General features: G+C 53.7%; 24 protein-coding genes. 16 read left to right on the forward strand and 8 right to left on the reverse strand.

All coding sequences use genetic code 11. The features are described from left to right. Positions 1–93 precede the first annotated feature (93 nt). From lptB to L1D43_RS00385, 6 genes are read right to left on the reverse strand one after another with little or no spacing between them, the layout of a single operon-like run. Positions 94–825 (reverse strand): LPS export ABC transporter ATP-binding protein, encoded by a 732-nt coding sequence (gene lptB, locus L1D43_RS00360; RefSeq protein ID WP_041509939.1) that lies wholly within the window; start codon positions 823–825, stop codon positions 94–96. Next, entirely contained in the window at positions 822–1,364 is a 543-nt protein-coding gene (lptA, locus tag L1D43_RS00365; RefSeq protein WP_239849498.1) for a lipopolysaccharide transport periplasmic protein LptA, read from the reverse strand. The genes lptB and lptA overlap by 4 nt, the downstream gene beginning before the upstream one ends. Next, the gene (lptC, locus tag L1D43_RS00370) at positions 1,351–1,908 is read right to left on the reverse strand and encodes an LPS export ABC transporter periplasmic protein LptC (protein WP_239849499.1); all 558 of its coding nucleotides are present in this window, start codon (positions 1,906–1,908) and stop codon (positions 1,351–1,353) included. Before lptC ends, lptA begins: the two co-directional genes overlap by 14 nt. Beyond that, a complete protein-coding gene (kdsC, locus tag L1D43_RS00375) occupies positions 1,905–2,456 on the reverse strand; it encodes a 3-deoxy-manno-octulosonate-8-phosphatase KdsC (RefSeq protein WP_041509942.1) in 552 nt (183 codons plus the stop codon). The genes lptC and kdsC overlap by 4 nt, the downstream gene beginning before the upstream one ends. 1 nt (position 2,457) lies before the next feature. Then, a complete protein-coding gene (locus L1D43_RS00380; RefSeq protein WP_041509943.1) occupies positions 2,458–3,435 on the reverse strand; it encodes a KpsF/GutQ family sugar-phosphate isomerase in 978 nt (325 codons plus the stop codon). A 33-nt stretch (positions 3,436–3,468) separates the two neighbouring features. Continuing rightward, on the reverse strand, positions 3,469–4,428 hold the full coding sequence (locus L1D43_RS00385; protein WP_239849500.1) for a calcium/sodium antiporter: 960 nt from the start codon (positions 4,426–4,428) through the stop codon (positions 3,469–3,471). 219 nt (positions 4,429–4,647) lie between these two features. Between L1D43_RS00385 and L1D43_RS00390 the strand changes: the two genes are divergently transcribed. The 11 genes from L1D43_RS00390 to L1D43_RS00440 all read left to right on the forward strand — a co-directional run bounded on the left by L1D43_RS00390 (position 4,648) and on the right by L1D43_RS00440 (position 14,032). Continuing rightward, positions 4,648–5,472, forward strand: coding sequence for an ATP-binding cassette domain-containing protein (locus L1D43_RS00390; RefSeq protein WP_239851004.1), 825 nt, complete (start codon positions 4,648–4,650; stop codon positions 5,470–5,472). Then, positions 5,459–6,244, forward strand: coding sequence for a lipid asymmetry maintenance ABC transporter permease subunit MlaE (mlaE, locus tag L1D43_RS00395; protein ID WP_041509945.1), 786 nt, complete (start codon positions 5,459–5,461; stop codon positions 6,242–6,244). Before L1D43_RS00390 ends, mlaE begins: the two co-directional genes overlap by 14 nt. 71 nt (positions 6,245–6,315) lie before the next feature. Continuing rightward, positions 6,316–6,789, forward strand: coding sequence for an outer membrane lipid asymmetry maintenance protein MlaD (gene mlaD, locus L1D43_RS00400; RefSeq protein WP_041509946.1), 474 nt, complete (start codon positions 6,316–6,318; stop codon positions 6,787–6,789). 11 nt (positions 6,790–6,800) lie between these two features. Then, a complete protein-coding gene (locus L1D43_RS00405) occupies positions 6,801–7,454 on the forward strand; it encodes an ABC transporter substrate-binding protein (protein ID WP_041509947.1) in 654 nt (217 codons plus the stop codon). Next, the gene (locus tag L1D43_RS00410; RefSeq protein WP_239849501.1) at positions 7,454–7,747 is read left to right on the forward strand and encodes an STAS domain-containing protein; all 294 of its coding nucleotides are present in this window, start codon (positions 7,454–7,456) and stop codon (positions 7,745–7,747) included. The genes L1D43_RS00405 and L1D43_RS00410 overlap by 1 nt, the downstream gene beginning before the upstream one ends. 15 nt (positions 7,748–7,762) lie before the next feature. After that, entirely contained in the window at positions 7,763–8,020 is a 258-nt protein-coding gene (locus L1D43_RS00415; RefSeq protein WP_041509949.1) for a BolA family protein, read from the forward strand. A 9-nt stretch (positions 8,021–8,029) separates the two neighbouring features. Then, the gene (gene murA, locus L1D43_RS00420) at positions 8,030–9,289 is read left to right on the forward strand and encodes a UDP-N-acetylglucosamine 1-carboxyvinyltransferase (protein ID WP_239849502.1); all 1,260 of its coding nucleotides are present in this window, start codon (positions 8,030–8,032) and stop codon (positions 9,287–9,289) included. A 120-nt stretch (positions 9,290–9,409) separates the two neighbouring features. Beyond that, the gene (locus tag L1D43_RS00425; RefSeq protein ID WP_239849503.1) at positions 9,410–10,798 is read left to right on the forward strand and encodes a HAMP domain-containing sensor histidine kinase; all 1,389 of its coding nucleotides are present in this window, start codon (positions 9,410–9,412) and stop codon (positions 10,796–10,798) included. After that, entirely contained in the window at positions 10,798–11,430 is a 633-nt protein-coding gene (locus L1D43_RS00430) for a response regulator (RefSeq protein ID WP_041509952.1), read from the forward strand. Before L1D43_RS00425 ends, L1D43_RS00430 begins: the two co-directional genes overlap by 1 nt. 194 nt (positions 11,431–11,624) lie before the next feature. After that, positions 11,625–13,292 carry an Ig-like domain-containing protein gene (locus tag L1D43_RS00435; protein WP_239849504.1) on the forward strand — a complete coding sequence of 556 codons (1,668 nt, stop codon included), beginning with the start codon at positions 11,625–11,627 and terminating at the stop codon, positions 13,290–13,292. Positions 13,293–13,870: 578 nt separating this feature from the next. Beyond that, entirely contained in the window at positions 13,871–14,032 is a 162-nt protein-coding gene (locus L1D43_RS00440; protein WP_160290146.1) for a hypothetical protein, read from the forward strand. A gap of 223 nt (positions 14,033–14,255) precedes the next feature. Here L1D43_RS00440 and degS read toward each other — a convergent pair whose 3' ends face one another. Together degS and degQ are read right to left on the reverse strand one after the other, a co-directional pair. Beyond that, complete coding sequence (gene degS / locus L1D43_RS00445; RefSeq protein WP_041509954.1) at positions 14,256–15,335, reverse strand: outer membrane-stress sensor serine endopeptidase DegS; 1,080 nt, start codon at positions 15,333–15,335, stop codon at positions 14,256–14,258. Positions 15,336–15,473: 138 nt separating this feature from the next. Next, a complete protein-coding gene (degQ, locus tag L1D43_RS00450) occupies positions 15,474–16,826 on the reverse strand; it encodes a Do family serine endopeptidase DegQ (RefSeq protein WP_239849505.1) in 1,353 nt (450 codons plus the stop codon). 308 nt (positions 16,827–17,134) lie between these two features. Here degQ and zapE point away from each other — a divergent pair, with 308 nt between their 5' ends. From zapE to L1D43_RS00475, 5 genes are all read left to right on the forward strand, one after another. Continuing rightward, entirely contained in the window at positions 17,135–18,241 is a 1,107-nt protein-coding gene (gene zapE / locus L1D43_RS00455) for a cell division protein ZapE (RefSeq protein ID WP_239849506.1), read from the forward strand. A gap of 272 nt (positions 18,242–18,513) precedes the next feature. Next, complete coding sequence (gene rplM / locus L1D43_RS00460; RefSeq protein WP_011867090.1) at positions 18,514–18,945, forward strand: 50S ribosomal protein L13; 432 nt, start codon at positions 18,514–18,516, stop codon at positions 18,943–18,945. Between the two features lie 15 nt (positions 18,946–18,960). Then, positions 18,961–19,353, forward strand: coding sequence for a 30S ribosomal protein S9 (gene rpsI / locus L1D43_RS00465; RefSeq protein WP_011867089.1), 393 nt, complete (start codon positions 18,961–18,963; stop codon positions 19,351–19,353). 106 nt (positions 19,354–19,459) lie between these two features. Next, positions 19,460–19,648: a DUF2065 domain-containing protein gene (locus L1D43_RS00470; protein WP_011867088.1), complete on the forward strand. Its 189-nt coding sequence runs from the start codon at positions 19,460–19,462 to the stop codon at positions 19,646–19,648. Positions 19,649–19,714: 66 nt separating this feature from the next. After that, complete coding sequence (locus L1D43_RS00475) at positions 19,715–21,010, forward strand: adenylosuccinate synthase (RefSeq protein WP_041509957.1); 1,296 nt, start codon at positions 19,715–19,717, stop codon at positions 21,008–21,010. The last annotated feature ends 61 nt before the right edge of the window (positions 21,011–21,071 follow it).

Consider the following 21,071-nt stretch of genomic DNA (forward strand, 5'->3'; position numbering starts at 1 on the left):
GCTCTGGCTATATGTGCCGGACAAATATATCGAATAGTCGCTAAGGCCACAATCTAAGATAGGTTTTTCTGTGTGGCCCCGTTATAAGATTAACTATAGCTTGAATTGTTCACCTAAGTACACTGCTCGTACTTGCTGGTTGTCTAAGATTTCGGCGGGTGTGCCCTCGGCGATCAGATTACCATGGCTGACGATGTAGGCTTTCTCACAGACATCTAGTGTTTCGCGCACATTATGGTCGGTGATCAACACCCCCAGGCCACGATTCTTGAGCTGTTCGATGATCTTCTTGATGTCGATGACCGAGATGGGATCGACCCCGGCGAAAGGCTCGTCGAGAAGAATAAACTTAGGGTTGGCGGCCAGCGCCCTGGCGATCTCTACCCGGCGACGTTCACCACCAGAGAGTGCCATGCCGTGGCTGTCACGGATGTGGGTGATATGGAACTCTTCCAGCAGGTGTTCCAGCTCCTCTTCACGGCCGTCGTTGTTCAGGTCGCTGCGGGTCTGCAGTACGGCCATGATGTTGTCGCGTACCGAGAGCTTACGAAAGATGCTGGCTTCCTGAGGCAGATAACCTATGCCCTTGCGGGCGCGCAGATGCATGGGATCCAGCGTCAGGTCGTCATCGTCGATAAAGATGCGGCCCTTGTCGCTCTGCACCAATCCGACGACCATATAGAAGGTGGTGGTCTTGCCGGCGCCGTTTGGCCCCAGCAGGCCGACGATCTGCCCGGTCTTGACCGTGAGGCTCACGTCTTGGACAACGGCACGACTCTTATAGCTCTTGGCGAGGTTCTCCGCCTTCAAGGTTAGGTGTGTCATTGTTTTTCCTGTTTGGGCTGTTCGGGTTTCTGTTCTGGCTGGATCTGCTCCTGATAGTTCTCAGGCTGAATGATGGTGATCACTCTGTCTTTGCCGCTGCTCTCGGCGATCAGCTGTTGCTGCTCTATGTTGTAGCGGATCTGCGAACCTGTGACCTGGCTGCCTTCCTGTTCCAGGGTGGCGTCGCCGATCAGTGTTAGGGTGCGGCTGGAAAGCTCGTAGCGTATCTCCTTGGCACTGGCAGAAGCTAGGCGGCCATCTTCCATCACCTGAGAGTAGGTGGCTGGGTTGCCGGTGGCGATGAGGATCTTGCCGCTATTCTTCTCTTTGCTGAAGGCGCGCAGCTCACTGGCCAAAATCTTGATTGAGCCTTGTGTGACTTCTACCGGACCGTGGAAGATGATCTGGTTGTTCTTGATGTCGGCTTCCTGGCTGGCGGCAGAGATCTTAACCTCTTGCAGCAGGTCGTTTTCCTTGGCGTGGGCGCCAATACTGACCAGGGACAGCAGGCCCGCAAGAATAAGGCTATTTAGTTTCATATGTTCCTTCTACCTGACTCGTCAGTCGTATATTTTGTGCGTTGAGATCGGCATATAAGCCTTCCCCGGTAATGAGGAAATCTTGCCCTGTGACCCGAATGCTTCTGTCGGATGTCATAATCATAGTATTGAGATCCAGCTCCAGATAGGTGGTCTCTATGGTCTGAATCGGTTCTTCTGGGCTAATGGCATCAATGATAACATTATTTTCCAGGGTGACCCGTCCGCTATTTTTGTCTAGCGTGCCCTTGGTGGACCTCAGGCGCCACTGGGCATCGCCGTTGTCGGGATAGACCAGATAGATGGGCTGGGTAAAGTAGGTCAGGTTGCGCTCGGCATAGTGTTCCATGTGGCTGGCCGATACCCGGCTGTTGATGCCACCCTCATCATTGTATTGCACGCTCTTGAGATCCCGGACTATATAGTCGGGACGATCGACGTTTTTGAGGGCCAGATCTTCGTTGCCCTTTTTCGACTGTACCTGCCAATAGAGCAGCAGTGCGGTGCCGAAGAAGGCGATGATCGCCAGGGTGACTCTGTTCATATGCTCATTCCGTGGGCCGAGGCAAACTTATCCTGACTCAGCAGAATAAGATCCGTCAGTTCACGCAGGGCGCCATGACCGCCCTTGATATGGGTGACCATGTCGGCGTGTTGGCGCACATAGGGGTGACCGTCGGCCACGCAGACAGACAGGCCAACCTTCTCCATCACAGGCAGGTCCACCATGTCATCACCTATGTAGGCAACTTCCTCTGGCGTGACCTTGTAGAGGCTTAGCAGCTCCTGGTAGGGCTCTAGCTTGTTGTCGACACCCTGGTAGATGTGGGTGATGCCCAGTGCCGTCATGCGATCTTCTACTATCTGTGATTTGCGCCCCGTGATGATGGCCACGGGAATGTCGCTGGTCAGCAGAGAGCGGACGCCATAGCCGTCGCGGGTATGGAAGGTCTTGAGTTCATCGCCCGAGTTACTCATATAGACCAGGCCGTCGGAGAAGACGCCATCGACGTCGCAGATCAACAGCTTGATCTGTTTCGCCTTCAGCCAGACTTCGTCGCTGATGGGGCCGTAGAAACCTTGATGTGCCATGTTAGATCACCCCCGCCTTAACCATGTCCAGCATGTTGAGTGCGCCAATCGGTCTTTGTTGATCGTCGGTGACGATCAGGCCGTTGATCTCTTTCTCGTCCATCACCTTGAGCGCCTGGGCGGCTAAGATACCGTCGCTGACGGTGACGCAGCCATGGGTCATCACCTCTGAGATCGAGGTTTTGCGCAGGTTGATCTCAGCGTCGATCACCCGGCGCAGATCGCCATCGGTGAAGATGCCGACCAGCAGCCCCTGGTTATTGACCACAGCAGTCATGCCCAGCCCCTTCTTGGAGATCTCATACAGGGCCTCAGTGATACAGATATCTTCGCTAACCAATGGCAGCTCATCGCCCTTGTGCATCACATCGCTCACCTTGAGCAACAGCTTGCGGCCCAGGCTACCGCCTGGATGGGAGAGGGCGAAATCATCTTTGGTAAAGCCACGAGCCTGAAGCAGGGCCACCGCCAGGGCATCGCCCATAACCAGGGTGGCCGTGGTGCTGGATGTCGGCGCCAGCCCCAGCGGACAAGCTTCTTCCGGCACCTCGATACACAGGTGGACTATGGCGTGTTTGGCCATGTTGGATTCGGGTTTCCCCGTCACCGCGATGACCGGTAGTCCCATGCGCTTGATCACCGGCATCAGGGTTAAAATTTCGCTGGCCTCACCCGAGTTGGAGATGGCGAGCACGATATCGTTCTCGCTCAGTACGCCCAGGTCTCCGTGGCTGGCCTCGCCGGGGTGGACGAAGAAGGCGGGGGTACCAGTGCTGGCCAGGGTGGCTGAGATCTTGTTACCTATGTGGCCGGATTTGCCCATGCCCATCACAATTACCTTGCCGGTGCAGGCGAGGATCAGCTGGCAGGCCTTGGCAAATTCACTTGAGTCGACATATTGATACAGGTTGTCCAGCGCGTTGCGCTCGATATCGATAACCTTGCGTCCCCAATGACGTAATTGATCTGCATCTACCATCTTGTTCTCTCTATTTTGTCGGCCTAAACGTTATTAGGATAGGAAAAGCGTGACTTGGTACGCGATAAAAGTCGCTAATAACACGCCGCCATGCCAAGGGCGAAGTTGGCGGGCTTTGCCGGTTAATAAAATCAGTATGGCCAGGGCAACGCTGGTTGCCATCACCATGTAAAAGTCGCGACTGCTGGCGGCGGCATCTACCGCGCCTGGGGCGATAAGGGCGGGCAGCGCCAATACCGCGAGAATATTAAACAGGTTCGAGCCGACCACGTTACCTATGGCCAGATCGTCTTCCTTCTTCAGCACGCCTGCCACACAGGCCGCCAGCTCTGGCAGGCTGGTGCCGACGGCAATGATGGTCAGGCCTATGACTAAGTCTGACATATGGAAGGCCTTGGCGATACCCACGGCGCCTTGCACCATCCAGTCGGCAGACAGGGGCAGCAGCACTAGGCCGATGACGAGCCAGAGGATCGCCTTGGGCGTGGGGACATCTTTAGGCACCTCGCTCTCTGCCTCATCGATGAGTGGATCCTTTTCCTTATTGGCGATCGCATGCCAGATCAGGTATCCCATGAGGGCGAAGAAGAGTACCAACAGCACCAGCCCTTCGATGCGGGTCAGCTGACCATCATAGAGAAAGTATCCTGCCAGCGCCGTGGCGCCAAGCATCATAGGGATTTCCCGCTTGAGTGTCTGTGAGCTTACCGAGATTGCGCCTAACAGCGCGGTGATCCCTAAGATCAGTGTGATGTTGGCGACGTTGGAGCCCAGCACATTACCTATGGCCGTGTCTGTCATTCCCTCGAGGGAGGCGGTGGCTGCCACAAACATTTCCGGGGCCGAGCTGCCCATAGCGACGATAGTGAGGCCAATCAACATAGGCGGCAGGCCGAGATTACGGGCGAATGCCGCGGCGCCGAAGACAAATTTGTCGGCACTCCAAACCAGTGCACCCAAACCAGCAATCAGTAAGAAAATATTAAATAGCATTGAAAATCTTTTTATTTAAGAGTCTGCCGCGCATTTTCGCTGGATTTGAACAAAATTGAAAGTATTGCGCAAAGATAGTGTCGATTCAGTTGTGCACAATCCGTCAATTTCGTACAATTTGCCTCTTTTCCTGCCGCCTAACCATGGAACGCACTAGGTCCCGTTATGAGTCATCAATCGTTAAGTCATGACAACCAAGCAGAGGGTGAGACTAAGCCGATGGAACAAGCGCCGATGGAACAAGCGAAGCCATTGGTCGAGATCAGTCATCTGGGCTTCAGTCGTGGCACCCATGTTATCTATGATGATGTCAGCCTCACCATCCCCAGGGGGAAGGTGACCGCCATCATGGGACCCAGCGGCATAGGCAAGACCACACTGCTCAAGCTCATCGGTGGCCAGCTGCGCCCAGACAAAGGGGTCATCAAGGTCGATGGCATAGATGTGCATCAATGCAATCGGGGCGAGCTGTTTGCCCTGCGTAAGCGCATGAGCATGCTGTTTCAGAGCGGCGCCCTGTTTACCGACATGAATGTGTTCGACAACGTGGCCTTTGCCCTTAGGGAACACTCCGAGCTGCCCGAGGCGATCATTCGCCGCATCGTGTTGATGAAGCTCGAGGCGGTCGGTCTTCGCGGCGCGGCTCAGATGATGCCGAGCGAACTCTCTGGCGGCATGCAGAGACGTGCGGCCCTGGCCCGCGCCATCGCCTTGGAGCCCGAGTTGGTACTCTACGATGAGCCATTCGCCGGTCAGGACCCTATCTCCATGGGCGTCCTGGTTAAACTGATCCGCGAGCTGAGCGACGCGCTGAGCCTCACCTCTGTGGTGGTGTCTCACGACGTACAGGAGGTGCTGGGGATCGCCGACTACGTCTATGTGCTGGCCGATAAGAAAGTGATCGCCCACGGCACGCCTAGCGAATTAAGGGCCGCAGACAATCCGAAATTGAAACAGTTTATCGGCGGCGAGCCCGACGGGCCCGTGCCGTTTCATTTTCCCGCCCAGGATTACCAGAAGGAGATGTTAGGTGAGCGTGATTGATCAAATCGCCCGCTTAGGTCGTGGTGCGATCGACAGTGTCACCGGCCTGGGACGCGCCGGACTCATGTTGTGGGGCGCCATCGCCAAGGTGCCCAGGGTACGTAAGGGCACGCCGCTACTGATTAAGCAGCTGTATGTGATCGGCGTGCAGTCCATGGTGATCATCCTGGTCTCTGGCCTCTTTATCGGCATGGTGCTGGCGTTGCAGGGCTATAATATTTTGGTGGGTTTTGGTACCGAAGACAGCCTGGGGCCCATGGTGGCGCTCAGTCTGCTGCGTGAACTTGGCCCCGTGGTGACCGCGCTGCTGTTTGCAGGACGCGCAGGCTCGGCGCTCACCGCAGAGATAGGCCTGATGAAGAGTACCGAACAGCTCTCCAGCCTGGAGATGATGGCTATCGATCCTCTGCGTCAGGTGATCGCGCCGCGCTTCTGGGCCGGGGTGATCAGCCTGCCGCTGTTGGCGCTGATGTTTACCGCCGTGGGCATCTATGGCGGTCATCTGGTGGGGGTTGAGTGGAAGGGGATCGACAGCGGCAGCTTCTGGTCGATACTGCAGGCCTCGGTAGAGTGGCGTCAGGACATAGTGAACTGTTTGATCAAGAGCCTGGTGTTCGCCGTAGTGGTCACCTGGATAGCCCTGTATCGTGGCTATCATGTGATCCCCAATCCCGAGGGGATTAGCAGGGCGACCACACAGACCGTGGTGCAGTCCAGCCTGGCTGTGTTGGCGCTGGACTTCCTGTTGACGGCCATGATGTTTGGCCGCTGATGAATTTTTGTTTATGGATAAACCTATATACCTGCCTTCGTGGTATGTATAGAACTGAGTGGTAATTGGGTATGTTGACTCGCAAAATTGAACTTTTAGTTGGTTTGTTTATTCTGTCGGGCCTGATGGCCTTCCTGGTCTTGGTGTTCAATGTCGCCAACGTCGAGGTGAAGCCTGGGCAGAGCCACTACACCTTGTATGCCAAGTTTACCAATGTGGGTGGCCTCAAGGTGCGCTCGCCGGTCAAAGTGGGTGGCGTGGTGGTCGGTCGGGTGACCAAGATAGGCCTGGATCCCGATGAACTGGTGGCCGTGGTCGAGTTGGCGATGGACAAAGAGTACGATCAATTCCCCGAGACCAGTAGCCTGTCTATCTTGACCTCTGGCCTCTTGGGTGAGCAGTTCCTAGGCCTGACCCCGGGTTTCGTGATGGACGATATCGGCATGTTGAAAGATGGCGATCGTATCGACGATACCCATTCGGCCTTAGTGCTCGAAGATCTTATTGGCCAGTTCTTATACAGTATGAAGTCTAAAGAAAATTAATAGGGACGAATATGAAACAGTTGTTGCAAGTGCTCTTCTCTTCCTTGGTGTTGCTAGTTAGCAATCTGGTAAGCGCCGAGGAGATCTCGGTCAATACTAAAGACCCCTACGCCATGGTGGAATCGGTCGCCAACAAGACTTTCGCCCGATTTCATCAGGATATTGCCACAATTCAGGCCAATCCTGACCATCTTAAGGTGATAGTCTCTGACGAGCTGATGCCTTATATCGATTACAAGTATGCCTCTTACAAGGTGATGGGGCCTTACCTACGCCAGAGTACGCCGGATCAGCGTGAGCGTTTCGCCGAGGCGTTTAGGGCCTATCTGATTGCCACCTATGCTCAGGCCTTTACCGAGTATACGGATCAGCAGGTAGAGTTTGCGCCGGCCAAGCGTTTCGACGATGAGAAGATGGTGGATGTTAATGTGCAGATCATCGAGCAGGGACGTCCGCCTATCAAGCTGATCTTCAGGGTTCGCCGCCTCAAAGACGACACCTGGAAGGCGTTCGACTTGGTGGCCGAAGGGGTCAGCCTGCTCTCCTCAAAGAGCGCCGAGATCACTAACCTCATCCGCCAGAATGGCATAGATGCGGTGATCAAGGAGCTAGAGACGCACACGGCAGATCGTATCAGCTTGGCGAGTAAGGAGACTAAGCTATAATGCTGGCCTTTGAGCAGGACGCTGGCCAGTGCAAGGTGAGCGGCCAGCTGTCACAGGCGGCCGTGGTGCAGCTCTGGCCTAAACTGGAGACACTGCTGAGCGGGCCATGTGAGCGATTGGATCTCTCTGGGGTCGCCTATAGCGATAGCGCAGGTGTCGCCCTCTTGTTGCATCTGGTGGCAGAGCAGCAGGCGAAGGGAAAATCACTGGCGCTTTGCAACCCACCATTGCAACTGCAAAAGCTAATAGATTTATATGATTTACAAGACTTCTTCACCGAAGAAGCCAAATAAAAGGGTTATCCGTTTATGGAATGTAATGAGATTGAACAGCTGCTTACTCAAGCGCTGGCACTAGATGAAGTACACGTGAGCCAGGATGGGACACACTATAAGATTGTCGCCGTCGGCGAGTGTTTCGACGGTGTAAGCCGCGTCAAGCAGCAGCAGATGATCTATGCCCCCTTGATGGAACATGTGACCAGTGGGGCGCTACATGCCATCACTATCAATGCCTTTACCCCGACGCAGTGGAAGCGTGAAAAAATCTTCAACATGCCAGGTTAGAGACTCACAGTGGATAAATTAACAATTCAGGCCAGTGGTGCATTGGCCGGTGACGTGGTGATTTCAGGCGCCAAGAATGCCGCCCTGCCGATTCTGATGGCCGGTGTGCTCGCCGAGACCGACTTTGTGGTCAGCAATGTGCCGAACCTGCGCGATGTCAACACCAGCTGTGAGCTGTTGCGCTGCCTCGGTGCCGACGTGAGCCGTGGCGATGACGGCAAGATCACCATCTCGACGACTCACCTAAAGGAGTTTTGCGCGCCCTATGAACTGGTGAAGACCATGCGTGCCTCTATCCTGATCCTGGGCCCCTTGCTGGCCCGTTATGGCACCGCCGACGTATCCCTGCCTGGTGGCTGCGCCATCGGCGCCCGTCCGGTTAACCTGCACCTGCATGGCTTGGAGCAGATGGGGGCCAAGATTGAAGTGAAAGAGGGATATATCAAGGCACGTGTCGATGGTCGACTCAAGGGTGCCCATATCTTCATGGATATGATTAGCGTCGGTGCCACAGAGAACCTGCTGATGGCGGCGGCCCTGGCCGATGGCGAGACCGTCATCGAGAACGCGGCCCGCGAACCTGAGGTGATCGATCTGGCCAACTGCCTCAACGCCATGGGCGCTAAGATCAGCGGTGCAGGTAGTGATACCATTCGTATTCAGGGTGTCGAGTCGCTAAGTGGCTGTGAATATCGCGTGATGCCAGACCGTATCGAGACAGGTAGCTTCCTGGTGGCCGCTGCGGTAACCCGAGGCAAGATACGCTGTGTCGATGCCGATCCTAAGACCCTGGAGGCCGTACTCGCCAAGCTCGAAGACGCCGGCGCCAGCATCACAACCGGTGAAAATTGGATCGAACTGGATATGCAGGGCAAACGCCCTAAGGCGGTCAACATCAAGACCATGCCTTACCCGGGGTTCCCTACGGACATGCAGGCGCAGTTCTGTGTGCTAAACGTCCTGGCGGAAGGTACGGCGACCATTACCGAGACCATCTTCGAGAACCGTTTCATGCATGTGCCTGAGCTTATCCGTATGGGCGCCAACATGGAGCTGGAAGGCAATACCTGTATCATCAAGGGTTGTGAGCGGCTCAACGGCGCTCAGGTGATGGCGACGGATCTGCGTGCCTCGGCGAGCCTGGTGATTGCCGGTCTAGTGGCCGATGGTGTGACTACGGTGGATCGCATCTACCACCTCGACAGAGGCTATGAGCATATCGAAGAGAAGTTTAAGGGCCTAGGCGGCGAAGTCGTGCGGGTCAGCTAACCTTTTCTTTATCATGAAAAAGCCACCTTAGGGTGGCTTTTTTGTGGCCGAGATAAATTTGCATCGATATTGTCGAGACTGTCACGGCGGCCTATGTTGAGCCAGTGTTAATGTCTTCCTATGCTGACTTTTATCGTGTTTAACATCTACCTCTTCTATGGCCTAGTGTTTTTTTCCATTGGCTGCGTAGTCGTTTTTCGCAATTTTAAGTACAGTCAGCTCTCCATCTCGCCCACGCTCTGGGCCCTGGCCCTGTTTGGCTTTACCCACGCCTTCCACGAGTGGTCTGAGTTATACGTCATCCTGTTTGCCGACGACATCAGTCAACAATATCAGGTATTGGTGCAGTGGCTTAGGCTACTTAAATTGGCACTCTCGTTTGCCAGCCTAATGGTGTTTGCCTGGCTGCTCTTCGCTATCTTACAGCGGCGCATAGCCCGCATAGGTCATGGGGCGATCCTGCTGGTTCTGCTGGCCTACTGCATCTCAGTGGCGCGTCTATCTGGCTCCTTGGATCTCTCCGATGAGATGTTTTCACAGGCGGCCCACTGTACGCGTCTGTTGCTGGGGTTTGGCAGCGCGTTTCTAGCCGGCTCCGGCATGGCTATCTATGGTCATGGCTTGCTACAGGCGCGTCATGACTATGGCCAGTATTTTGTGGCAACCGGTGTGGGCCTGTGGATTTACGGCGTGCTTGCGGGTCTGGTGCCGACCGATCTGCATATGACCATTCCCGTGCTGCGTACCCTAGCCAGTGGCCTGGTGTTGATCACCCTGTTTAAGGCGCTCAAGATCTTCGACATCGAGCGGGAGCAGCAAACTGAGGTGAAGTTAAAGCGCGCGATCGAGGCCGATAAGTATAAGGCGATCGGTCAGCTGGCCATGGGGGTGGCCCATGAGATCAACAATCCGCTGGCATCCTCGACCCTGGCGCTGGATCTGTTAGAGCGAAAGCATCCGCCACAAGATGACACGTACAAAGAGTACATCAACCGCATTCGACTCGGGATCAGCCGCGCCGCCGAGATCAGCAAGGAGTTACTGGCCTATGCCAGACCGACCTCGGAGGAGGCGATGCCGGTGTGCCTGGCTGAGGTGATTCGCTCGTCGATTAAGCTGCTGTCACATAAGCAACGTAATTTCGAGATCCGGGTCAATTGTCCCGAATCGCTGTCGATGTTGGGGCAGAAGATTAAGCTTGAAGAGCTGCTGATCAATCTGCTCAACAATGCCATGGATGCCAGTGAACAGGGCGGCATTATCTGCGTCGATGTGGCAAGCGAAGCGGGTGGCATTTCTCTGTCGGTCACGGACCAGGGGCAGGGGATGGACGATGCGAGTCTTGCCAGGGCGCTAGAGCCTTTTTACTCCACCAAGGCGATAGGTAAGGGTACCGGACTTGGGCTGGCCATCTGCGAGTCGATAGTCAGGGCCCACAGGGGAAGCATGGATATTCACAGCCAGCTGGGGCAGGGAACCCAGGTGTCGATTTTATTTGAGGAGGCCTGATGGCCAGCATTTTAATTGCCGAAGATGACGCCGACTTACGCACCAATATGGTGGATATCTTAGAGTTGGAAGGCCATCAGGTTGTTGCGGTCGATTGCGCCGAGGCGGCGATCTCGGCCTGCCAGCAGCACACCTTCGACATCGCGCTGATGGATTTGCTCATGCCGGGTATGACAGGGGTCGAGGCGATCTCTAACCTACGCCAATTGAATCCTTTCATCGCCATTATCATAGTCACCGCCTACGCCACGGTCGATACCGCCGTCGATGCCATGAAGAAGGGCGCCGATAGCGTGATGACCAAACCCTTCAATGCCGGTGAGCTATTGATGGGGATTAAACGCAGTATCGCCGAGAAGCAGTTGTTGAAGTCGGCCGTCAATATCGACGCCGATAGCGTCTATGCCGCCCTGGCCAATCCGTTGCGGCGCTCGACCCTGAAACAGCTGGGGACTCATAAGCAACTTAAATTTATGGATCTTTGCCGCCTGGTGGGCGTCGAAGATCACACCAGGTTTAACTTTCATCTGCGCCAATTAAAGAAGGCCGGTCTGGTGCAACAAAATGAGAGTAAGGTCTATATTTTGACAACAACTGGGCAATTTGTTTTACAAAATCACAATCTCTCATGACGTCATAAAATCCTAATAATCAGTAGGTTAATCTTGTTCTGATAAGGAAACTTCACAATAGTCAGGCTATTGTGAAATCGCCTAATCTATCCCTTAAGTGGTAAGTCGCAAATACTGTGACCATGTCCGAAGAGACATATCAGTCACCCTTCCTGCAAGTTGGTGATTGTCATAAGCCACGAGAGGATGAATATATGAGCAGCCAAATTCCATGTAAAAAGCTATTGCTTGCTAGCATGATCTCTATGTTGGTGGCGTGTGGTAGTGATAATGACGACACCCCTCCACCAGTTGAAAGCAATACCCCGCCCGTTGCCGTTGCCGATAGCGCAACCGTTACCGTGTCAGAAATGGTCAGTATAGATGTGCTGGCAAACGATACCGACGCCGATGGCGATACCCTATCAATCGTCTCTGTCAGCTCCGATAGTGCGGTCATCAAGGAGGGTAAGGTTGAATATACCGCGGGTGACGCGGCGGGAGAGGTTAAGTTTAATTATACCATCACAGATGGCACAGATGAGGCGGTTGGTGAGGTTACCGTGACCGTCGAGGCGCTGCCAGAGCCTGAAGCCTTAGCCTATGTCGGCTCTGCCGCCTGTGCTGGCTGTCATGGGGATCAGCATGCCTCATTCGCCAAGACGGGCCATAACTTCAAGATTCAGAAGATCACCGCTGGCGAGCAGCCGAGTTTTCCTTATACGCCAGAGAGCACCATCACCGGAGCCATAGATCTGCTGGTCGACTCGACGCCAAACAATACCCTGGGGGCGCCGACTAGCTATGATGAGGTGAGCTATGTGGTGGGCGGTTATCACTGGAAGATGCGTTGGTTGGATAAAGACGGTTACATAGTGACGGGTAAGAATGTCCAGTACAACATACATAACAGTAAAGGCGAGTTGAACATTCCCGACAATCACCCCGCCGACCCGGACGTCATGGGTAACTACAAAGATACCGAATTTGATGTACAGTACAGCTGTGGTAACTGTCACACCACGGGCTGGAAGCGCACCACAGACGTGGCCGGTGGCGACAGCCGTAATCCGGATCGTCAAGGCGACCTACCCGGCATGAACGGAACCTTTGCCGAGCAGGGTATTCAGTGTGAATCGTGCCACGGTGCCGGTAGTCTTCACGTGAAGGCGCCTTCGAAAGACAACATCACCAAGATAGCGACGGCGCGCACCACGGATGATTTCCTCGCCGAGGATATGGCATATGGCAAGGCAGTTACCTGCGCCGAATGTCATACCCGTGACGGTGAGAAGGACTATCCAAGCTTCGTCAGCAAGTACAACGGTGCTTTCCCTGCGGGCAGTCAGGTAGGGGGACGTATCATTGCTAAGGGAGGCTTGGCTCAGCATCACCAAACCGCCGATGAACTCCTGGGTGTCGTACCGCAAGATCATGGTGCCTACAAAGCCGGCGATGAGATTGGTGCCAAGAAAGGCATGAGCTGTACCAGCTGTCATGATGCGCACAAGTCAACCAAGAATCAGGATAGCAGCGATGGTCTGCATGCGGGCGCGGTGAAGGCCTGTAGCGACTGTCATACCATGGCGTTTGCCGATGGTGGCGGATCTTACGGTCATAGCTCCATTGCCGAATGTACCGACTGTCATATGCCGAAACTTGCTAAGAGCGCGGTAACCACTGGACCTAAGTTAGGCAGTGCCGATGTGGTGTTTGGTGATATCAAGTCTCACCTATTCACCCTAGATCTGTCACCCGATGCAAAACAGTTTACCGACGATGGTAAGTATCAAATGCCTTGGGGTACGGCCAAGTTTACCTGTGGTAACTGTCATGGCGACTACACAGAGAAGGCGGCGGCCCTGACTAAGATCCATAAATAACAGCTTAGATAATAAGTGTGGGTTGTGCCCACGATAATGAAGTGAAAAAGTGATTCATTGCCCTTCCCCATAGGTGAAGACCATCTCAGCCACTGCGCTAAGGTGGTCTTTTTTTTGGGGAGGATGAGTGATCGCTATGCAGGTCAAGACTCGCCGCTGGTCTAGGCGGTGAAATTGGCGATAATCGCCATGCGAGGTTTAGTAAGGCTTAGGGAAGGTGCGAATAAGTCCCGTGCTTGCTCTGCGTGTGCTAAAAGTGGATAGATGCAAGGCACAGTTTGCAGCGAATGGCCCTAGTCCTTCGCAAGAACTGTAACGTACCAAATATCGCTGTAAGCCTCGCCCTGCGGGGCTTTGATAGCAACACCATTTCGGCGTTATTCAACTTCAGCAGGCCTCGGCATGCCTCAGTTGAATGCTTTGAACTGTCGCTGCTATCAAAGCCAGAGCTGTGTGACGACTTGTTTGCACCTTCCTTGGCAGGGATGAAACATATTTAATCTCATCTGGGCGGTACAGATCTGCTTATACTTGTAGTATAAAAAGGTCGGCCAATTTAATTATGCTAAGGAGAGTATATGGCACATAGCAAAAGGATGGCGTTGTTAGTCGCGCTGCTTATCGGCGCCCTTATCTGTTACGGCGTGGGGATGCACCTGGGGGCCTTGAGCCTGCTGGTCGTCGGCGCGCTGCTCGAGTGTGGTTTCTGGCTCCGGCTATTTAAGCGTCCGAGTAGATAGCAATTGGCCTGCCACAACTCTGGTTGGGCGGTTAGGCTTAGGTTAGGCCGTTACACTTAGGTTGGGCCGTTACACTTAGGTTGGGCCGTTACACTTAGGTTGAGCCGTTACACTTAGGTTGGGCTATCAGCCATAGAACAGATAAAAGAAAAGCCAGCGATTGCTGGCTTTTCTATGTGGGCTATTCACTGGCTTTTGCTCAGTGGCTCTTATTCACAGGCTTTTACTCACTGCCTAGGTTTTCCCCTATGGTGACGGGCACCTCATAGTATTTGCCGCTGCGTATGATGGTCATGGTGACCTGAGTGCCTGGTGGCGTCTCGGCAATTCTGTCCATCAGCATCTCGACACCGGGAACGGTTTCGTCGTTAAACTTAGTGATCACGTCTCTGGGTCTGAGCTTGGCCTGGGCGGCCGGCCCTTGATGGTCGACACCCGTCACCATGACACCGGTCAGATCCGGCAGGTTGAGGATCTGCGCCATCACAGGGTTGATCGCCTCGCCAGTTATGCCCAGTGCACCACGGATCACCCGGCCATCTTTAATCAGCTTGCCCATGATGCTGTGAGCCAGCTTGATGGGGATGGCGAAGTTAATGCCATGGCCACCACCCTCGCCGCCAATCTGGAAGGCGGCGGTGTTGATGCCGATCAGTCGGCCGCTGGTATCGATGAGCGCGCCGCCCGAGTTACCCGCATTGATGGCGGCGTCTGTCTGCAGGAAGTCCAGATAGCCCGAACTCAGGCCGTTACGACCCGTGGCGCTGATGATCCCCTGAGTGATGGTTTGCCCCAGGTTATAGGGGTTGCCTATGGCCAGTACCACGTCGCCGACCTGGGCCGGTACATCTAAGTTGATGGGGACGACGGGCAGGGCATCGCCCTCTATCTTGAGCACTGCCAAGTCGGTGACAGAATCAGAACCCACGACCTCAGAGGTAAACTTGCGACCATCTTGCAGGGCGACCACTATCTCGTCGGCCTTCTTGACCACGTGATAGTTGGTGAGTATATAGCCCTCTTTGCTCATGATCACGCCCGATCCCAGCCCCTGCAGCGAGCCCGAATTGAGCGGACGACTCTGATCTATGCTCAGGCTGTAGATGTTGACTACCGCCGGTGCGGCGCGGCGTACTGCCTGGGAGAAGGAGAGTTCTATTCCGTTCTGTCCGCGGCTCTGGAAGAAGTTGCCGTGGTTAGCCGTGCCTGTGATCCATGGGGTGATGACCAGAAAGACGGCGGCCATGATGAGGCCGAAAAAAACAGCTTTCGCGATGTAAATTACCGTGTCTTTAAGCGTCATGATTTAAGGTGTTATGGGGAAAGTAGCGTTAGATTAACATGTTTATTTATAGGGCACTATTGGCCTAAGTGCATAAAGCGAGAAATAAAAGAGGCCATGGCGCAGGCGGTTAAGCCTGGCCATGGCCCCCAAGGCGCCCTATCTGAGCACCAGATAGAGACTGTTGTTACCGCGCAGCAGTTTCAGGGCTACGGCGCCGTGTTGCTCCTTAAGTTCCGCCTTAAGCTCTTTAAGATCTTCGATACGGGTGCGGTTGACCCCGACTATGATATCGCCCTTGAGCAGACCGCTAGCCGCCGCCGGAGAACCCTGGGCGATCTCTGTGATCTCGACCCCTTTCTTATTGTTCTCTAGCGTTGCACCCGCCAGCATAGGATGTACGGCACCGGCCGCGGTTTCTGTCTGCTGGTTAGCCTCGCCTAACACAGCGGTGACTGTCTTCTCATCGCCGTCGCGGATCAGGCCGAGCTTCACCTTGGCACCGGCACCCATGGTACCTATCTTGGCTCTCAGCTCCTGGAAGGACTTGATCGGCTTGCCGTTGACGCTGACTATGATGTCACCGGCCTTGATGCCCGCCTTATCCGCCGCGCTGTCTGGCATTACCTCGTTGACGAAGCCGCCGTGCTGAGAATCCAGGCCAAAGCCCTGGGCCAGCTCGCTATCTAGGTCTCGACCGCTGACACCCAGCACGCCGCGGCGTACCTCGCCGTGTTCGATCAGCTGATCTACTAGGTTGTTGACCATGTTGGCGGGGATCGCGAAGCCGATGCCTACGTTACCGCCACCCGGGGCGACGATGGCGGTGTTGATGCCGATCAGCTCACCGTTGAGGTTTACCAGGGCGCCGCCCGAGTTACCGCTGTTGATGGCGGCGTCTGTCTGAATGAAGTTCTCCAGCATCTCGATACCTAGGCCGCTGCGGCCCATGGCGCTGACGATACCCGAGGTAACTGTCTGGCCAAGACCAAAGGGGTTACCAATGGCCACGGCGAAGTCACCTACCTTGAGTTCATCTGAGTCGGCGCGCTTGAGGGCGACCAGGTTCTTGGCTTCGATCTGTAACAGGGCCACGTCGGACTCGGCATCTGTGCCGATAAGCTTGGCCTCTATCTCACGGCCATCGTGCAGGCCAATCAAGATCTCGTCGGCGCCGTCGATCACATGGTTGTTGGTGACGATATAGCCTTTCTTCGCATCTATGATGACCCCAGAACCTAGCCCCTTGAAGGGACGTTCCTGCACCTGTTCTCTCGGGGCGTTAGGGCCGAAGAAGTAGCGGAAGGCGTCGGGTAGACGCTGCTTAGAGACATGGGTGCCAGATACGGCGACGGCCACCACGGCTGGGGTGGTTTTCTCCAGCATGGGGGCCAGGCTAGGTAGCTCCTGTCCGTCTACGGCCAGTGGAATGGCGGCTTGAGAAACGGCAGGCATAACCATCAGGCTCGCGCCGAGCAGTGCGGCGGAAAGTAGTGATAATTTCGTTTTCATCTATTCATGACTCCAATGTTGCAATTATGAACTTATGACTCTGTAGATATAAGGCTACTCGGACGTAAATCAAGTGATTAAAAGACTGTGTTATTCAATCCGACTCTCGCCTTCTCGATAAAGTTCAGGTGATTAACAAAGGTTAATTTTTCGTTAGTCTTCATCGACTAGCGAGCGATACAGCCCTGGTCGTCCCTTTTACGTTTGTCTGTGTCTGCTCAGGTTTAAGCTTGGTGCACATATACCCTGAGATTGCGTGTCGTGATACCATTTAGCGATTGGATTAAGGATAGAAGAGAATAATTTCAGTGTCGCATCTCACCCCCTGGCAGCATTATCAAGCCGATCTACAACGTGATGACTTTTCCTATGACCCCGCTCAGGAGCAGGCGGTTAAGGCCCTGCAGCGTGTCTATGATGAGTTGATTGCGGCGCAGCAAAAGCCGACGGGGATGGCGAAACTGCTGGGGTTCCTGGCTAAGCCAGCGCCTTCGGTGCAAGGCCTCTACCTCTGGGGAGGAGTCGGGCGCGGCAAGACCTATCTGATGGACACCTTCTATGATGCGCTGCCGGGCGAGCGTAAACTCAGGGCGCACTTTCATCGCTTCATGCATCAGATCCATCTGGATCTGGACAACCTCAAGGGGCAACGAGACCCCCTGTTGGTGATCGCCAAGCGGATGGCCGAGCGTTATCAGGTGATCTGTTTCGACGAGTTCTTCGTCTCCGACATCACAGACGCCATGTTGCTGGGTACTTTGTTTCAGGCGCTATTTGCCGAAGGGGTGGCCCTGGTCGCTACCTCGAACATCATTCCCGATGAGCTCTATCGTAACGGCCTGCAAAGGGCGCGTTTCCTGCCGGCGATTGCGCTGATTAACAAGCACTGTCAGGTGCTGAATGTCGACAGCGGCATCGACTATCGTCTGCGCACCCTGGAGCAGGCCGAGATCTATCATTATCCACTAGACCCTCAGGCCGATAAGAACCTGCTGGGGTATTTCCAGCAGCTGGCGCCGGAGTCGGAGGTCTCCCGCGAGGCGATTGATATCGATGGCCGTGAGATCGCCATCCGCCAGCAGGCACAGGGCGTGTTGTTGATCGATTTTCGTGACCTGTGCGACGGCCCCCGTAGTCAGCGCGACTATATGGAGCTGGCTTGTCTCTATCACACCGTACTACTTAGCGGCGTCGAGCAGATGGGAAGCCAGAGCTCGGGGGATGACATCGCCCGCCGTTTTCTGGCCATGGTGGATGAGTTCTATGAGCGTCATGTGAAGCTGATCATCTCGGCCGAGGTAGCACTGGAGGAGATCTATACCCAGGGGCTGCTGAGTTTCGAATTCAGACGCTGTCGTTCGCGCCTGACCGAGATGCAATCGCACGACTATCTCGCGCTGGAACACCTGCCATAGGGCGAGATTCAACCGATAAATGGCGCTTTTTACCGTTTCGGCGCCAAATCGATCCAAAGCTGAGTAAATCATTTAAATTAGCTGAAAAAATTAGGTGATTTTTAACTCAGCTTTGTCTATAATTCGCGACCTGCCCTCGTTACTCCGTCAAAAAGGCGGAAGTTGTAAAGCCTTATTCTTTGCTCGAAGGGGCGGAGAATGGCATTTTTTGTGTTGTTATTTATTAAAAATAATGGCATTTGAGACAGAATTTAAACATTGGGTTTTTGTAAATGAAGACTACATATACTGCTACACCAGAAACAGTGACGCGCGAATGGTTCGTTGTTGACGCTGAAGGTAAAACTTTAGGTCGTATCGCTACTGAGATCGCTCGTCGTCTACGTGGCAAGCATAAGGCAGAATACACTCCTCACGTTGATACTGGCGATTACATCATCGTTATCAATGCTGAGAAAGTAACTGTAACTGGTAACAAAGCAGCAGCTAAGACTTACTACTCTCATTCTGGTTTCCCAGGTGGTATCAAGCAGATTACTTTTGATAAGCTGCAAGATCATAAGCCAGAAATGATTATCGAGAAAGCAGTAAAAGGTATGTTGCCAAAAGGTCCTCTGGGACGTGCCATGTACCGTAAACTGAAAGTTTACGCTGGCGCAGAGCACAACCATGCTGCACAACAACCACAAGTTCTTGATATCTAATCCGGGAGTAAGCTAATGTCTGCAACTCAGTACTACGGCACTGGCCGTCGCAAAACATCTACTGCTCGCGTATTCGCTAAAGTAGGTAGTGGTAACATCGTCGTGAACCAACGTCCACTTGACGAATATTTTGGTCGTGAAACTGCTCGTATGGTTGTTCGTCAACCTCTAGAGCTAGTTGAAATGACTGAAAAGCTAGACATCTATGTAACTGTTAAGGGCGGTGGTATCACTGGCCAGGCAGGTGCAATCCGTCACGGTATCACTCGTGCCCTGATGGAGCTTGATGAAGCTCTACGTCCTTCTCTACGCGCCGCTGGTTTCGTTACCCGTGATGCTCGTAAAGTTGAGCGTAAGAAAGTCGGTCTACGTAAAGCACGTCGTAAGCCACAATTCTCAAAGCGTTAATATTACGCCGCGAAGATTGGAAAAACCCAGCCTTGTGCTGGGTTTTTTTATTGCCGTTTTCTGCTATTTTTAAGGCTCAATTGTTCGCTATAGGAAACACACCTAGATGACATTCCAACTCCTGATGCTGGTTTTGGCGATAGTGCTGATTATCGAGGGGATAGGTCCGCTTTTATTTCCGAATCGTTGGCGGGCATATTTGCAAGAAATTTCCAGCCAAAATCAACGAGTTTTGCAAAGGTTGGGTGGTGCTTTAGTGACCGCGGGCGTGGTCATATTGATTATTTTTTCATAAATTACTTGCCACTTCCCCCCCAAGATCTGCTAAAATCCCGTTTTAACCACTACCTTGCAGCAAATAATGGGCAAAAACGTTGTAGTTCTCGGCACCCAATGGGGTGACGAAGGAAAGGGTAAGATAGTCGATCTACTTACCGAACAGGCCAAATATGTCGTTCGTTATCAAGGTGGCCACAATGCTGGTCATACTCTTGTTATCGATGGTGACAAAACCGTTCTTCATCTTATTCCATCAGGAATTTTACGCGATAATGTAAAATGCATTATCGGTAATGGTGTTGTGCTTGCGCCCGACGCCCTGATGAAAGAGATCAACATGCTTAAAGAGCGTGGCGTCCCTGTAGAGGAGCGTCTGCTTATCTCCGAAGCGTGTCCGTTGATCCTTCCCTTCCACTGTGCCTTAGATATCGCACGTGAAAAAGCACGCGGTAATAAAGCTATTGGTACAACGGGTCGTGGTATCGGTCCTGCTTATGAAGATAAGATCTCTCGTCGCGGTCTTCGCGTTGGCGATCTGTTTAATGCAGAACTATTCGCCGAGAAGCTGAAGGAAGTGATGGCATATCACAATTTCATGCTGACCGAATACTATGATTGCGAAGCGGTTGATTACGAGACCACGCTAAAAGATGCGTTGGCCATCGCCGACTATCTGAAGAGCATGTGTACCGATGTGACTGAGCTGCTGGATCAAGCACGTAAGGCCGGTGAGCCTATCCTGTTTGAAGGCGCACAGGGTACCCTACTGGATATCGACCACGGTACTTATCCATTCGTAACCTCTTCAAACACTACTGCAGGTGGTGTGGCGACGGGGTCAGGTTTCGGTCCACGTCACCTGGATTATGTGCTTGGTATCATGAAGGCATACACCACACGTGTGGGGGCGGGTCCTTTCCCTACTGAGCTGCAAGACGAGATCGGCGATCACTTAGGTACTAAGGGTCACGAATTCGGTGCGACCACTGGTCGTAAGCGTCGTCCAGGTTGGTTAGATATCGTTGCCATGAAGCGCGCGGTACAGATCAACAGCATCAGCGGTTTCTGTCTGACTAAGCTTGATGTACTCGACGGCCTTGAAGAAGTTAAGATCTGTGTGGGTTACCAGTACCCAGATGGCAGCATCGCAACGGTTACGCCGTTGGCAGCCGAAGGCTACGAGCAGGTTACTCCTGTGCTCGAGACTATGCCTGGTTGGAGCGAGAACACCTTTGGTGCGACCTCTATCGATCAACTGCCACAGGCAGCGATCAACTACATCAAGCGTGTAGAAGAGCTACTGGAAACGCCAGTCGATATTATCTCAACGGGTCCCGACAGAAACGAGACCATGATTCTAGTGAATCCGTTCAGTTAATCATAAGGGCCGCGTTAAGCGGCCTTTTTATTGCAAGCGATTTTATTGCAAATGCTATTAC

Source organism: Shewanella sp. Isolate8, from assembly GCF_022398495.1.
Lineage (GTDB): Bacteria > Pseudomonadota > Gammaproteobacteria > Enterobacterales > Shewanellaceae > Shewanella > Shewanella aquimarina.

What these genes read in the sequence shown, in the direction of transcription:
- lptB (WP_041509939.1), bottom strand. Translation starts at nt 825, where the DNA reads ATGACACACCTAACCTTGAAGGCGGAGAACCTCGCCAAGAGCTATAAG.
- lptA (WP_239849498.1), bottom strand. Translation starts at nt 1,364, where the DNA reads ATGAAACTAAATAGCCTTATTCTTGCGGGCCTGCTGTCCCTGGTCAGT.
- lptC (WP_239849499.1), bottom strand. Translation starts at nt 1,908, where the DNA reads ATGAACAGAGTCACCCTGGCGATCATCGCCTTCTTCGGCACCGCACTG.
- kdsC (WP_041509942.1), bottom strand. Translation starts at nt 2,456, where the DNA reads ATGGCACATCAAGGTTTCTACGGCCCCATCAGCGACGAAGTCTGGCTG.
- L1D43_RS00380 (WP_041509943.1), bottom strand. Translation starts at nt 3,435, where the DNA reads ATGGTAGATGCAGATCAATTACGTCATTGGGGACGCAAGGTTATCGAT.
- L1D43_RS00385 (WP_239849500.1), bottom strand. Translation starts at nt 4,428, where the DNA reads ATGCTATTTAATATTTTCTTACTGATTGCTGGTTTGGGTGCACTGGTT.
- L1D43_RS00390 (WP_239851004.1), top strand. Translation starts at nt 4,648, where the DNA reads ATGGAACAAGCGCCGATGGAACAAGCGAAGCCATTGGTCGAGATCAGT.
- mlaD (WP_041509946.1), top strand. Translation starts at nt 6,316, where the DNA reads ATGTTGACTCGCAAAATTGAACTTTTAGTTGGTTTGTTTATTCTGTCG.
- L1D43_RS00405 (WP_041509947.1), top strand. Translation starts at nt 6,801, where the DNA reads ATGAAACAGTTGTTGCAAGTGCTCTTCTCTTCCTTGGTGTTGCTAGTT.
- L1D43_RS00410 (WP_239849501.1), top strand. Translation starts at nt 7,454, where the DNA reads ATGCTGGCCTTTGAGCAGGACGCTGGCCAGTGCAAGGTGAGCGGCCAG.
- L1D43_RS00415 (WP_041509949.1), top strand. Translation starts at nt 7,763, where the DNA reads ATGGAATGTAATGAGATTGAACAGCTGCTTACTCAAGCGCTGGCACTA.
- L1D43_RS00425 (WP_239849503.1), top strand. Translation starts at nt 9,410, where the DNA reads ATGCTGACTTTTATCGTGTTTAACATCTACCTCTTCTATGGCCTAGTG.
- L1D43_RS00430 (WP_041509952.1), top strand. Translation starts at nt 10,798, where the DNA reads ATGGCCAGCATTTTAATTGCCGAAGATGACGCCGACTTACGCACCAAT.
- L1D43_RS00435 (WP_239849504.1), top strand. Translation starts at nt 11,625, where the DNA reads ATGAGCAGCCAAATTCCATGTAAAAAGCTATTGCTTGCTAGCATGATC.
- L1D43_RS00440 (WP_160290146.1), top strand. Translation starts at nt 13,871, where the DNA reads ATGGCACATAGCAAAAGGATGGCGTTGTTAGTCGCGCTGCTTATCGGC.
- degS (WP_041509954.1), bottom strand. Translation starts at nt 15,335, where the DNA reads ATGACGCTTAAAGACACGGTAATTTACATCGCGAAAGCTGTTTTTTTC.
- degQ (WP_239849505.1), bottom strand. Translation starts at nt 16,826, where the DNA reads ATGAAAACGAAATTATCACTACTTTCCGCCGCACTGCTCGGCGCGAGC.
- rplM (WP_011867090.1), top strand. Translation starts at nt 18,514, where the DNA reads ATGAAGACTACATATACTGCTACACCAGAAACAGTGACGCGCGAATGG.
- rpsI (WP_011867089.1), top strand. Translation starts at nt 18,961, where the DNA reads ATGTCTGCAACTCAGTACTACGGCACTGGCCGTCGCAAAACATCTACT.
- L1D43_RS00470 (WP_011867088.1), top strand. Translation starts at nt 19,460, where the DNA reads ATGACATTCCAACTCCTGATGCTGGTTTTGGCGATAGTGCTGATTATC.
- L1D43_RS00475 (WP_041509957.1), top strand. Translation starts at nt 19,715, where the DNA reads ATGGGCAAAAACGTTGTAGTTCTCGGCACCCAATGGGGTGACGAAGGA.